This window comes from Thauera propionica, from assembly GCF_002245655.1.
GTDB lineage: Bacteria > Pseudomonadota > Gammaproteobacteria > Burkholderiales > Rhodocyclaceae > Thauera > Thauera propionica.
The window spans coordinates 639739-652848 of the sequence record NZ_NOIH01000003.1; the positions used below are offsets into that span (position 1 = coordinate 639739).

At 65.9% G+C, this 13110-nt stretch carries 14 protein-coding genes; 3 read left to right on the forward strand and 11 right to left on the reverse strand.

From position 1 onward, the window contains the following. Window positions 1-199 precede the first annotated feature (199 nt). The gene (gene ltrA, locus CGK74_RS04335) at window positions 200-1873 is read left to right on the forward strand and encodes a group II intron reverse transcriptase/maturase (protein ID WP_094267245.1); all 1674 of its coding nucleotides are present in this window, start codon (window positions 200-202) and stop codon (window positions 1871-1873) included. A gap of 195 nt (window positions 1874-2068) precedes the next feature. On the opposite strand, the gene CGK74_RS04340 is transcribed toward ltrA, so the two are convergent. Next, window positions 2069-2536 (reverse strand): winged helix-turn-helix transcriptional regulator, encoded by a 468-nt coding sequence (locus CGK74_RS04340; RefSeq protein ID WP_094267246.1) that lies wholly within the window; start codon window positions 2534-2536, stop codon window positions 2069-2071. Window positions 2537-2668: 132 nt separating this feature from the next. Here CGK74_RS04340 and CGK74_RS04345 point away from each other — a divergent pair, with 132 nt between their 5' ends. Next, window positions 2669-3979, forward strand: a complete 1311-nt coding sequence (locus CGK74_RS04345) for a D-amino acid dehydrogenase (RefSeq protein ID WP_094267247.1) — start codon at window positions 2669-2671, stop codon at window positions 3977-3979. A 121-nt stretch (window positions 3980-4100) separates the two neighbouring features. After that, on the forward strand, window positions 4101-5165 hold the full coding sequence (gene alr / locus CGK74_RS04350) for an alanine racemase (protein ID WP_094267248.1): 1065 nt from the start codon (window positions 4101-4103) through the stop codon (window positions 5163-5165). Window positions 5166-5216: 51 nt separating this feature from the next. Here the strand turns inward: alr and ccmI are convergent, their stop codons facing one another. From ccmI to CGK74_RS04400, 10 genes are all read right to left on the reverse strand, one after another. Continuing rightward, the gene (gene ccmI / locus CGK74_RS04355) at window positions 5217-6437 is read right to left on the reverse strand and encodes a c-type cytochrome biogenesis protein CcmI (RefSeq protein ID WP_094267249.1); all 1221 of its coding nucleotides are present in this window, start codon (window positions 6435-6437) and stop codon (window positions 5217-5219) included. Beyond that, window positions 6434-6973: a cytochrome c-type biogenesis protein gene (locus tag CGK74_RS04360; RefSeq protein ID WP_094267250.1), complete on the reverse strand. Its 540-nt coding sequence runs from the start codon at window positions 6971-6973 to the stop codon at window positions 6434-6436. Before CGK74_RS04360 ends, ccmI begins: the two co-directional genes overlap by 4 nt. Then, window positions 6963-7556, reverse strand: coding sequence for a DsbE family thiol:disulfide interchange protein (locus CGK74_RS04365; protein ID WP_094267251.1), 594 nt, complete (start codon window positions 7554-7556; stop codon window positions 6963-6965). Before CGK74_RS04365 ends, CGK74_RS04360 begins: the two co-directional genes overlap by 11 nt. Window positions 7557-7574: 18 nt before the next feature. After that, window positions 7575-9548, reverse strand: a complete 1974-nt coding sequence (locus CGK74_RS04370; protein WP_094267252.1) for a heme lyase CcmF/NrfE family subunit — start codon at window positions 9546-9548, stop codon at window positions 7575-7577. 1 nt (window position 9549) lies between these two features. Beyond that, window positions 9550-9996 carry a cytochrome c maturation protein CcmE gene (gene ccmE / locus CGK74_RS04375; protein WP_038011318.1) on the reverse strand — a complete coding sequence of 149 codons (447 nt, stop codon included), beginning with the start codon at window positions 9994-9996 and terminating at the stop codon, window positions 9550-9552. Next, on the reverse strand, window positions 9993-10220 hold the full coding sequence (gene ccmD / locus CGK74_RS04380) for a heme exporter protein CcmD (protein WP_094267253.1): 228 nt from the start codon (window positions 10218-10220) through the stop codon (window positions 9993-9995). Before ccmD ends, ccmE begins: the two co-directional genes overlap by 4 nt. Then, window positions 10220-10996 (reverse strand): heme ABC transporter permease CcmC, encoded by a 777-nt coding sequence (gene ccmC / locus CGK74_RS04385; RefSeq protein WP_094267254.1) that lies wholly within the window; start codon window positions 10994-10996, stop codon window positions 10220-10222. The genes ccmD and ccmC overlap by 1 nt, the downstream gene beginning before the upstream one ends. Window positions 10997-11058: 62 nt before the next feature. Beyond that, window positions 11059-11727, reverse strand: a complete 669-nt coding sequence (gene ccmB, locus CGK74_RS04390) for a heme exporter protein CcmB (RefSeq protein ID WP_094267255.1) — start codon at window positions 11725-11727, stop codon at window positions 11059-11061. Further along, window positions 11721-12347 (reverse strand): cytochrome c biogenesis heme-transporting ATPase CcmA, encoded by a 627-nt coding sequence (gene ccmA / locus CGK74_RS04395; RefSeq protein WP_094267256.1) that lies wholly within the window; start codon window positions 12345-12347, stop codon window positions 11721-11723. Before ccmA ends, ccmB begins: the two co-directional genes overlap by 7 nt. 138 nt (window positions 12348-12485) lie before the next feature. Beyond that, window positions 12486-13106, reverse strand: coding sequence for a NapC/NirT family cytochrome c (locus CGK74_RS04400; RefSeq protein ID WP_094267257.1), 621 nt, complete (start codon window positions 13104-13106; stop codon window positions 12486-12488). Window positions 13107-13110: the final 4 nt, after the last annotated feature.

Below are 13110 nucleotides of genomic sequence, written 5' to 3' on the forward strand. Positions count from 1 at the left end.
GTACAACTTCAACGGCGGTCGGTTTCGGAACGGCACGTGACCTGAAAATATAAATATGCATTCAAATGCATATTTATACTCTTACGAAAATCGTAGTATTACCAAAGAACTTAACCTACTCACACACACCTGCGATTCTCTTTGAGCCTAATATAAAGGTTCGATTCCCTTCACCCGCTCCATACAACCGGAGGTTGATATGGACGCAGCTTCAAACGACTGTGATGTCGCCTCCACAGCATGGAACTCGTGGCACCACATACCGTGGTTCTCAGCGTTCCAAGTTGTCGCGAGGCTGCAGACACGTATTGCGAAGGCAGCAAAAGCAGGGGAATGGCGGAAAGTGCGCGCCCTGCAGAGACTCCTTACCAAATCCAGCAGCGCGAAAGCGATGGCAGTTCGGAGGGTAACGGAGAATCGAGGCCGGAAAACTCCAGGAGTGGATAAGCAAACCTGGGACACGCCGGAAGACAAGTGGCGAGCAGTAATCGCATTAGGCAACACGCGGTACAAACCTCTCCCACTGCGTCGCATCCACATCCCGAAAGCAAACGGTGGCAAACGCCCTTTGGGCATACCCACCATGCGCGATAGGGCTATGCAAGCGCTGCATCTCTTGGCGCTGGATCCCGTTGCCGAAACAACCGGAGACCACAACTCCTACGGCTTCCGCCAGGAGCGCTCAACAGCCGACGCCATCGAACAAGTGCGAATAGTGCTTGGAAGGCCTAGCAAATCGGCCCAATGGGTGCTCGAAGGAGACATCAAAGGATGTTTTGACAACATCAGTCACGACTGGTTGATCGCCAACGTCTGCATGGACAAAGGTATCCTCCGGAAGTGGTTGAAAGCGGGGTTCATCGAGACGGGACGGTTCTTTCCTACGAAAGCAGGCACTCCGCAAGGCGGCATCATCTCGCCTGTCCTTGCGAATATGGCACTAGACGGTCTTGAACGTGAGCTTGAAACGCTGCCGATGACGCGGCGAGAAAGGCAAGCGGCCAAGATCAACCTTGTGCGATACGCGGACGACTTTGTCATCACCGGCAGCTCCCGCGAGTTGCTGGAAACCAAGGTCAAACCTCTGGTAGAGAGATTCTTACATGCCAGAGGACTTGTGCTCTCAGAAGAGAAGACCAGGATCACACACGTGACCGAGGGATTCGATTTCTTAGGGTGGAACGTACGACTCTTCAAAAACATGCTGATCACTCAGCCGTCGAAGAAGAACGTAAAGACATTCCTCCACAAGGTCCGAAACCTGATTGCGGAACGAAAGGCTGCACATCAGATTGACGTGATCGACGCTCTGGCTCCAGTTGTAAGGGGTTGGGCTAACTATCACCGAAGTCAAATGTCATCCCAGAGGTTTGCAAGATGCGACCACGAAATCTGGCAAGCACTATGGAGATGGGCGTGCCGTCGTCACCCTGAAAAGGGAAAGCGATGGATAAAAACACGCTATTTCAAGTGCCTCAAGGGGCGCGACTGGCGGTTTGCGGTAATGGATAAGCTTCTCCCCAACCTATGCGACTATCGGAAACGACCGCATACCAAGGTGAAAGGGGAGGCAAACCCATACGATCCAACGAACGATGACTACTTCTCCAAACGGCTAAGCCGAAAGATGGAAGCTACATTCGAAGGACGCCGCAAGCTTCGCTGGCTGTGGACTTGGCAAGGGGGTGAATGCCCCATCTGCAGCCAAAAGATTACGCGCGACACGGGGTGGCACCTCCACCACGTCGTCAAACGTTCTCAAGGAGGTTCGAATAGGCTGACCAACCTGGTCCTGCTACATCCGAACTGCCATATGCAACACCATGTTCTGGAAAAGTTGTACGGCCCTGCCGGCGTCTCCCACATGAGGTAGGGGCGCTTATGGGTTGCTTGAGCCGTATGCGGGGAAACTTGCACGTACGGTTCTTAGGGGAGGGGGCGGCCGCGAGGCCGCCTCCTTACCCGCGTGATGACGAGGGTTCGATTCCCTTCACCCGCTCCAGCCGAATACCGCAGAAGGGTCAACCTCCAACAGGTTGGCCCTTCTGCTTTTCGCCCCCCTTACGCCTCAGGACTCCGGCGGCAGGTACAGGCTCTCCTTCACCTCCTCCATCACCACGTAGCTGCGCGATTCGGTCGCGGATGGCAGTTTGAGCAGGATGTTGCCGAGCAGGCGGCGGTAGTCGCTCATTTCGGCGATGCGGGCCTTGATCAGGTAGTCGAAGTCGCCCGAGACCAGATGGCATTCCATGACTTCCGGGACGTAGGCCAGCTCCTTCTTCACGCGGTCGAAGGTGTCGTTGGACTTGGCCGACAGCTTCAGTTCGACGAACACCAGCAGCGGACGTCCGAGCGCGCGCGGATCGACTCGAGCGTGGTAGCCGGTGATGACTCCCTCACGCTCCAGGCGGCGCACACGCTCGGTACATGGCGTGGCCGACAAGCCGACGCGCTGGGCGAGTTCGGTCATCGACAGGCGGCCTTCCTTCTGCAGCAGGTCGAGGATCTTGCGGTCGATTCGGTCGAGTTCGCGCATTTCGCTATTCCGGAGGGGAATCGGCAGTGTAGAACATCATTTTCACTGCGTTGCCAGCATTTATAAGTGAAAACACCTGCTCATGCTTACCTAAACTGCCCACATCCAACGTCATTCAGGCAAGAGGCAGCCATGCATGTGATCGTACTCGGAAGCGGCGTCATCGGCACCACCACCGCGTGGTATCTCGCCCAGCGCGGCGCGCGCGTGACCGTGCTGGAGCGCCAGCCCGGCCCCGCACTGGAGACCAGCTTCGCCAACGCCGGCCAGGTATCCCCCGGCTACTCCACCCCCTGGGCCGCGCCCGGCATTCCGCTGAAGGCGATGAAATGGCTGTTCCAGCGCCACGCCCCGCTCGCCATCCGCGCCGACGGCAGCCTGTTCCAGCTGCGCTGGATGATGCAGATGCTCGCCAACTGCAGCGCCGAGCGCTACACGGTGAACAAGGAACGCATGATGCGGCTGTCCGAGTACGCGCGCGACTGCCTGCGCACGCTGCGCGCCGACACCGGCATCGCCTACGAGGAACGCAGCCGCGGCACGCTGCAGCTGTTCCGCACCCAGGCCCAGCTCGACGCGGCGCAGCGCGACATCGCGGTGCTGCGGGAGTGCGGCGTGCCCTTCGAACTGCTCGGCGCCGACGAACTGCCGCAGGTCGAGCCGGCGCTCGCCCGCAGCCGCAGCCCGCTGGCCGGTGGCCTCCGATTGCCCAATGACGAAACCGGCGACTGCCACCTGTTCACCACCCGGCTGACCGAGCTCGCCCGCCAGGCCGGCGTCGAGTTCCGCTTCGGTGTCGATGTCCGCGAGATCCTGACCGGCGGCGGGGGCGTGATCGGGGTGCGCGTCGGTGAAGGCGAACACAGTCAGGTGCTGGCGGCGAACCGCTACGTGCTCGCGCTGGGCAGCTATTCGCGCCAGATGGCGGCGGGCCTCGGCCTGGAGCTGCCGGTCTATCCAGTGAAGGGCTATTCGCTGACGGTGCCGCTGGTCGACGCCGAAGGCGCACCGCAATCGACAGTGCTGGACGAGACCTACAAGGTCGCCGTGACGCGCTTCGACAATCGCATCCGCGTCGGTGGCATGGCCGAACTGGGCGGCTATGACCTGCGCCTGAATCCGCGCCGGCGCCAGACACTCGAGCGGGTGGTGGGCGACCTGTTCCCGACGGGCGGCGACCTGCCGCGTGCCGAATTCTGGACCGGCCTGCGGCCGATGACGCCGGACTCGACGCCGATCGTCGGCGCCACGCCCTACCCCGAGCTCTTCATCAACACCGGCCACGGCACGCTGGGCTGGACCATGTCCTGCGGTGCCGGAGCGCTCGTCGCCGACCTCGTCACCGGCCGTCAGCCGGCGATCCGCCACGACGACCTCGCCCTGAGCCGCTATGGCCGCGAGGCGACGCGGCGGGCGACCGGGCTGAGCCTGTCGCCCGCCTGAACCCAGGCCGCGATCGCATTCTGCCCACCGGGCGCGACGGCCCGACCGCCGTGCCAGGTGCATTGCAGCGCCGCCCGCTTCGGCGCACCATGTTGCGCCTCGCCCCTGCCGGAACCCCACGATGCGCCCTGCCCGCGCCCTGATCGACCTTGCCGCGCTGCGGCACAACTATCATCTCGCCCGCGCCCGCCATGGCGCCCGCGCCCTCGCCGTGGTCAAGGCCAACGCCTACGGCCACGGTGCCGTGCGCTGCGCACAGGCGCTGGCCAACGAAGCCGACGGCTTCGCCGTGGCCTTCCTCGACGAAGCGCTGGAACTGCGCGAGGCCGGTATCACACGTCCGATCCTGCTGCTCGAAGGCGTGTTCGATGCCGCTGAGCTGGACGCGGTGGAGCGCCACGAATTGTGGATCGTCGTGCATCACGAGGCACAGCTGCGCATGATCGAAGCCACGCCGCTCGAACGGCCGCTGAACGTGTGGCTGAAGGTGAACAGCGGCATGAACCGCGCCGGCTTCGTCGGCGACGCGGTCGCGGTGGCCTGGCGGCGGCTGCAGGCAAGCGGAAAGGTCGCGGACATCACGCTGATGACGCACTTCGCCCGCGCCGACGAGCCGGAGGTCATCGCCACCCCGGCCCAGGTGGAGCGCTTCAATGCCGCCACTGCCGGGCTGTCGGCCCCCCGCAGCCTGTCCAATTCGGGCGCCATCCTAGGCTGGCCGCAGGCACGCGGCGACTGGGCGCGTCCCGGCATCCTGCTTTACGGCGCCGACCCGATGCCGGGCGAAGGCAACGGCCTGCAGCCGGTGATGACGCTGGAGAGCGCGGTGATGGCGGTGCGCGAGATCGACGCCGGCGAACCGCTCGGCTATGGCGCGCGCTTCGTCGCCGAGCGACGCACGCGCGTGGGCCTGGTCGCAATGGGCTACGCCGATGGTTATCCGCGCGTCGTCCCGGACGGCACGCCGGTGGCGATCGACGGCCGGCCGGGATGTCTCATCGGGCGCGTGTCGATGGACATGCTGACCATCGACCTCACCGGGCATCCCGACGCCGGCCTCGGCAGCCGGGTGGAACTGTGGGGACGGCAGGTGCCGGTCAACCACATCGCGACAGCGGCGGGCACGATCGCCTACGAACTGTTGTGCAACGTGAAGCGGGTGCGTTTCAGCTACACCGGCGACTGAGCAGAGCAGCGGGCACCATGGCCCGCCTGATCATCGTCGGACGCCTGCGCCTCAATCGCGGACGCGGTCGATACGCACGCTGACGCCGCTGGCGTCGGTGGCGACAGACTCGCTCAAGCCCTCAAGGTCGCCGCTGCGCGCGGTGGCATCGCCGCCCTTCGACACCCGGGCACCAATGACGACGCGCTCGGGCAACACGGCGTCGCCCATCATCAGGTTCGCACCCTCGAAGCTGAAGTCGCGAGGCAGCTCGCTGCCCTTGAAGCGCAGTGCCGCCAGCGGCGGGCCGCCAACCTCGCTACGGGCGAACACGAACACAGCGTCGTCGGGCGCCAAGCGCTCGGCCAGCGCGGGATCCACCTCGAGACGGCCCGACAGCTTCAGCGCCGAGCTTGCCGCGGGCGCCGCGGCGGCCTCGTCCAGCGGCGCCATGCCGGCCTTGGCGCGGGCGTCGTTGATGCTGGCACGAATGCCGCGGGCAACGTCCTCGCCGGGCGGGATGCGTGCCAGGATCTTCTCCCAGTGCGCAGCCGCTGCTGCGTAGTCCTCACGCTGGTAGGCTGCGGTACCGGCCAGCGCGAGCGCCTTCGGGTGCTCCGGTGCAATCGCCAGCGCCTTCTGCAGCAAGGCCTCAGCCTCGCCGACCACCGTGCCCTTCATCGCTGCAACCACGTCGGCCCAGTCGGCAAAGACGTCCGGCTCCTCAGGCGCGATCTTCGACAGCTTCTCGTAGGTCGCCGCCGCCTTCGGGTAGTCCTCCAGCACCAGGTAGGAGCGCGCCAGCATCATCCAGCCTTCGACGTTGTCGGGTTCCTGCTGCAGGCGGGCTTCGAGCTTGCCCACCATGTCGGCGATCTCTTCCGGCGAAAAGCCTTGCTGGCCGGCAACATTGGCGGGATCGAGCCCCGCCGGCGTGCCGAACACCAGATAGCCCGCAACCGCCAGCACGGGCACGCTCAGCCCGAGGCCGAGCGCCCAGCGCCGCTCAGGGCGTGCATCGGCCGTGTGGGCGCGCTCGGCCGCCGCCTCGCCTTCCTCCAGCGCGCGGCGCTCGAGTTCCTCCCGGCTCTGGGCATGACTGGCGGCGTCGATACGGCCCGCGGCCAGCTCGGCGTCCAGTTCAGCCAGCTGCTCGCGCAACACCGTCAGCGCCATACTGCTCTGCGCTGCCTGTTCGCGCTGCGCACGCCCGGCAGCGCCGAACAGCGGCGGCAGGATCCAAAGCAGGGCACCGGCCAGCAGCAGGCCGGCAAAGAAGATGAAGGCGGTCACGAACGGGACTCCGGAGATTCAGAAGAAGGCTGGGCGGCACCGGCGAGCAGTTCGCGCGCGCGCTGGCGCTCGGCCTCGCTCAGGTGGCCTGCGGCGGCGACTTCGCTTGCACGGCGGCGCAGGCGGTAGGCCAGCCAGCCCGCACCGCCCACCAGCAGCAGCACCGGCCCGCCCCACAGCAGCAGGGTCGTGGCCTTGAAGGGCGGCTCGTAGAGCACGAAGTCGCCGTAGCGGGCGACGAGGTAATCGACCACGTCGTCCTTGCTGCGGCCACTCGCGAGTTGCTCACGCACCTGGTTGCGCAGGTCGACGGCCAGCGGTGCGTTGGACTCGGCGATGGACTGGTTCTGGCACACCAGGCAACGCAGCTTGTGCGACAGCTCCATCACGTCGGATTCGAGCTGGGGATCGGGTGCGACGGTCGGCGCCAGGCCGGGATCGGCCACCGACTGTTGCGCCATTGCCAGTGGCGTGGCGCCGAGCAGCGCCGCCAGCGCAAGCGCGCGCAGCGCCTTGGGGAAACGCTCAACCGGCACGGCGGATCTCCTCGATCTTGGGCAGGATCACCTGCTTCAGACTCTCCGGCGTGATCGGGCCGATGTGCTTGTAGCGGATGCGGCCCTCGGTGTCGATCAGGAAGGTCTCGGGCACGCCATACACGCCGAAATCGATGCCGACGCGGCCATCGATGTCGAGCACCGACAGCACGTAGGGGTCGCCATGATCGGTGAGCCAGCGGCGGGCACGCTCGATGGCCATCGCGGTCTCGGCTTCGAGCGCCATGCCGCGGGCGTTGATCGCGCCGTCACCGCGCACTTCCTTGTAGTTGAGGCCGACCACCGGCACGATCTTCTGGCGGGCCATCTGCACCAGCAGCGGATGCTCCTGGCGGCAGGCCACGCACCACGACGCCCACACGTTGAGCAGCCAGACCTGGCCTTTCATCTCCTCCAGCGCGAACGGTCTGGCGGGATCATCGAGCCGGGCGAGGCTGAAGTTGGGCGCGGGCTTGTCGATCAGCGGCGAAGGCACCTCGCGCGGGTTGAGGGTGAGGCCGAAGGCAAGGAAGCCCGCCAGGCCGATGAAGAGGATCAGGGGAACGAGGAATTTCGCTTTCATGTGAGGACTTTCGCGCGCTCAGGCGACGCGCTGGTTGGCCGCCACCGTCGCGTCGCGCGCGGCCAGACGACGGTAACGACGATCGGCAGCAGCGAACACGCCACCCAGGCCCATCAGGGTGCAGCCCAGCCAGATCCAGCTGATGAAGGGCTTGTAGTACAGGCTGACGATCCAGGTCCCGTCCTCGATCTGCTCGCCGAGCGAAACATACACGTCGCGGAACGGACCGATGTCGATAGAGGCCTCGGTCATCGGCATGCCCTGTGCGAGATACATGCGCTTCTCGGGCGTCAGGGTGGCGATCGCACGGTCGTCGCGGGTAACGTCGATCGTGGCGCGCGCGGCGTCGTAGTTGGGGCCGTCGGCATCCTGCACGCCACGGAAGGTGAAGGTGTAGCCGGCCAGTTCAGCACGCTGGCCGTCCTGCATCTTCACGTCGAGGCTGGCATCGAGGCTGCCCACCAGCGTCACGCCGATGATGAAGACGCCCACCCCGAGGTGCGCCAGCCACATGCCCCACCACGACGCGGTGATCGAGCGCAGGCGCGTGCCCATGCTGGCACCGGCGCGCTCGGTGATACGCCCGGCCAGCAGCTGCAGGCTGGCCAGCACCACCCAGGCGGCCAGCGCCAGGCCCAGCACCGTGCGCCAGGTGACGTGATCGACAGCATAGGCCGTACCCAGGCCGATCAGCACGCTGGCGACGAAGGCCGGCGCCACCTTGCGAACGGCGGCAGTGAGGTCGTCATCCTTCCAGCGCAGGAAGGGGCCGAACATCATCAGCACCACAACCGGCGTCATCAGCGGGATGAACACCGCCTCGAAGTACGGCGGGCCGACGGAGATCTTGCCCATGCCCAGCGCGTCGAGGAACAGCGGGTACATCGTGCCCAGCAGCACCGAGGCCGACGCCACCGACAGCAGCACGTTGTTGCCCAGCAGCGAGGTCTCGCGAGACACGAGGCTGAAGCTGCCGCCGCCGCCGAGCTTCGGCGCGCGCCACGCATACAGCAGCAGCGACACACCGATCACGATGACGAGCAGCGCAAGGATGAACAGGCCGCGCTTGGGATCGGTGGCGAAGGCATGCACGCTGGTGATGACGCCCGAACGCACGATGAAGGTGCCGAGCAGCGACAGCGAGAAGGCGGAAATCGCCAGCAGCACCGTCCAGCTGCGGAAGGCACCGCGCTTTTCGGTGACGGCGAGCGAGTGCATCAGTGCGGTGCCGAGCAGCCAGGGCATGAAGGAGGCGTTCTCCACCGGATCCCAGAACCACCAGCCCCCCCAGCCCAGCTCGTAGTAGGCCCAGCCCGAACCGACCGCAATGCCGGCGGTGAGGAACACCCAGGCCACCGTGGTCCAGGGACGCGACCAGCGCGCCCAGGCGGCGTCGAGGCGACCGGTGAGCAGCGCGGCGATGGCGAAGGCAAAGGCGACCGAGAAGCCCACGTAGCCCATGTAGAGCAGCGGCGGGTGGATGATCATGCCCGGGTCCTGCAGCAGCGGATTCAGGTCACGGCCTTCGCCCACCGCCGGCAGGAGGCGGTCGAAGGGGTTGGAGGTGACGAGCAGGAAGGACAGGAAACCGACGCTGACCCAGCCCAGCACGCCCAGCACGCGGGCAACGAAGGCCTCGGGCAGATGGCGCGAGAACACCGTGACGGCCACCGTCCACAGCGACAGCGACATCGCCCACAGCAGCAGCGAGCCTTCGTGGTTGCCCCACACGCCCGTGATCTTGTACATCAGCGGTGTGGCACTGTGCGAGTTGCTGGCTGCGAGTTGCACCGAGAAGTCGCTCTGGATGAAGGCCCAGGTCAGGCAGACGTAGCTGACCAGGATGAAGAAGAACTGCCCCTGCGCCGCTGGGCGACCGACGGCCATCAGGGCGAAGCGGTTGCGGCTGGCGCCCACCATCGGCACCACGGCCTGCACCACGGCAAGCACCAGCGCGAGGACGAGGGCGAAATGTCCGAGTTCGGGGATCATGTCACTGGCTCACGGTTGCTGCGGCCTTGCTGGCCTGTTCCACCGCATGCGCCGCTTCCGGCGGCATGTAGTTCTCGTCGTGCTTGGCAAGCACCTCGGTTGCGCGGAAGGTGCCGTCGGCCTCGAGCTTGCCCTGCACCACCGCGCCCTTGCCCTCCTTGAACAGATCGGGCAGCGTGCCGCGATAGCTCACCGGAATGACCTTGGCGGTGTCCGTGATGGCGAAGCTGACGGTGAGACCGTCGGCCTCGCGCTTGATCGAGCCTTCCTCGACCATGCCGCCGACGCGGAAGGTCTTGCCGGTCGGCGCCTTGCCTTCGGCGACCTCGCTGGGCGTGTGGAAGAACACCAGGTTCTGCTGGAAGGCGCTCAGCACCAGGGCGACCGCCGCGACCAGCAGGGCGACCCCACCGCCGACGAGCATCAGACGTTTGCTACGGGCTTTCATGTTTCCGACTCCATCACCGGCACGGACGCACCGGCCTTCCTTGCTGAATCCTTGCCAACCGCACGCCGCCAGCGCAGCAGCCGCGTGACCGTGTCCTTCCGACGCCGCAGCACCAGCACGAGTTCCAGCGCCATCAGCGCAAAGGTGACGCCGTAGCTGCCCCACACGAAAAAGGCCGCGCCGCCCATGTCCCAGAATGCGGACCAGCTTTCCCACTGCGCCATCAGGCACGCCCTCCCTTGAGCTGCGCTTCTCGCTCGAGCACCGCGCCGACCCACTCGGTGTGGCGCTCGCGCTCGAGGATCATCGACCGCGCGCGCCACAGCACCACCGCGATGGTGTACATCCACGCCGCGATCGCCATCACCAGCATGCCGGCGAGCATCGTCGTCGCCATCGACGGCGCCTTGGTCAGGCTGACCGAAGCGCCCTGGTGCAGGGTGTTCCACCACTGCACCGAGAAGTAGATGATCGGCACATTGACCGCTCCGACCAGGGCAATGATGGCGCCCGCACGGTCGGCGCGGCGCGGGTCCTCGATCGCGCGCGTGAGAGCGATGAAACCGAAATAGAGGAAAAGCAGCAGCAATTGCGAGGTCAGGCGGGCATCCCACACCCAGTACGCACCCCAGGTGGGCTTGCCCCACAGCGCACCGGTCCACAGCGCGACGAAGCAGAACATCGCGCCGGTGGGCGCCAGTGCCTGGCTCATGACGAAGGACAGGCGGGTGTTCATGACCAGACCGACCGCTGACCAGAAGGCCATAACCAGATAGATGAACATCGACATCCAGGCCGCCGGCACATGGATGAAGATCACGCGATAGACCTGGCCTTGCGTGGCATCCGTGGGCGCGACGAAGAAACCGAGCCACAGGCCTGCGAATGTCAGGATCAGCGCCGCGGCGGCGAACCAGGGCGCGAGACGGCCGGCGAGCGGATAGAAATTATGCGGCGCCGCGAAGCGGAAAAGGCTGCGGCTGCGCTCTGGAGCATTCATGCGTCGGCTACTCGTCGTCTCTACATCGGGCCGGCAGCTGAAGCCGGCCCAGGATTCATTCGTCAATCGGTCGTGATGCGCAGTGCGGCAGCACAGGCCCACGGCGCCAGCGCCAGCGCGCCAGCCAGGCCACCACCCAGCAACAGCAGATGCGCTGCGGCGCCGGAGCCGGACATCTCGGCCTCGACCGCACCCGCACCGAAGATCAGTACCGGCACGAACAGCGGCAGCACCAGCAGGGCCAGCAGCATGCCGCCACCACGCAGGCCCAGCGTCAGCGCCGCGCCCACCGCCCCCAGCAAACCGAGGATCGGCGTACCCAGCGCCAAACTTAGAACCAGCACCGGCAGGGCGCCTTGTTCGAGGTCAAGCAGCAACGCAAGACCGGGCGCCACGGCCACCACCGGTAGTCCAGTGCTGAGCCAGAAGGCGAGCACCTTCGCCGTCACCCACAGTGCGGCCGGTTCGCTAGACAGGAGAAGCTGCTCCAGGGTTCCGTCGGCGTAGTCCTGTGCGAACAATCGGTGCAGCGACAACAGGCAGGCAAGCAGTGCCGCGACCCACAGCACGCCGGGGGCGATCGCGCGCAACTGGTTGGGTTCGGCGCCAACGCCGAAGGGAAACAGGCAGACGACGATGACGAAGAAGGCCAGCGTGACCAGCACGTCGGCACGGCCGCGCCAGGCCAGCAGCAGATCGCGGCGCAGCACGGCGAGGAAGGTGCTCAGCATGCGTAGGCTCCGACGTCGAGCACCCGCGGCGTGAGCGCGAAGGGTGCGTCCTGGTGCGTGGTCAGCATCACCATGCCGCCCGCGGCGCAGTGCTCCGACAGGGCCTGCGCCAGATCAGCGACGGCCTTCACGTCAAGCGCGGTGAAGGGTTCGTCCAGCACCCACAGCGCCCGCCGGCCGGACAGGAAAAGTCGGGCGAGGCTCACGCGGCGGCGCTGGCCCTGCGACAGCACGCGCGCCGGCAAGTCGAGCTGGTTCTCGAGGCCGATACGCACCAAGGCCTGCATGCAGCTGTCGGCGTCGACCTCGTCGCCAGCCGCGGCACAGGCAAAGCGCAGGTTCTCGAGCGGACTCAGAAGGTCGTTGATGGCGGGCGCATGGCCCAGATACAGCAGTTCGCGATGGAAGGCCTCGCGCTCGCGCCTGATCGATTCGCCCCGCCAGCGGATCTCGCCGGCCTCGGGCAGTGCCAGGCCGGTGACGAGGCGCAGCAGGCTCGTCTTGCCGACGCCGTTGGGGCCGGCGATGCGCAGGAGTTCACCCGCCTGCAGGCGGAGGGCAAGGTCGCGAAACAACAGGCGATCGCCCTTCAGGCAGGCGAGATCTTCAACTTCGAGCATGGGCGGGATTGAACCACAGGGGTCAGGCGCGCGCCATCCCGCAAGGAGCGGAAAGGCGCGGACCCCGCTCCGCCGGCTGGCAGAGGCGGGGTCCGTGAGGCCGACCGGGGCCGCCCTGAGGCGTCCCGGCAGGCGGTGTTACTGCTGCTGCACCGGCGGATGCAGCACTTCAGGCGCGACGGCTTCGCGACCGACGCCGATGTTCTGGTCGACCGGCGGCAGCGAGTGAGCGATGCCCTTGTGGCAGTCGATGCAGGTCTTGCCTTCGGCGAAGCCCGCCTGGTGCATCTGGTTGGAACGGCGGCCCTGCACCGAGTAGTCGAAGTACTCGTAGTTGTGGCAGTTGCGGCACTCCTGCGAGTTGTTCGCCTTCATGCGCCTCCACTCGTTCTGCGCCAGGCGCAGGCGTTCATGGGCGAACTTCTCGGGCGTGCTGATGGTGCCCATGATCTTGCCGTACACCTCGCGCGAAGCCTTGATCTTGCGGATCATCTTCGGCCCCCACTCTTTCGGCACGTGGCAGTCCGGGCAGGTCGCCCGCACGCCGGTGCGGTTCTGGTAGTGGATGGTGTTGCGGTATTCCTTGAAGACGTTTTCCTCCATCTCGTGGCAGGAAATGCAGAACTTCTCGGTGTTGGTCATCTCCAGGGCCCAGTTGAAGCCACCCCAGAAGATCACGCCCGCGGCGAAGAGCAGCACGATGGCGCCCCAGCCGGCACCGCGAATGCGCTGCATCAGGCTCTTTTTGTTGTCGGTCATGACG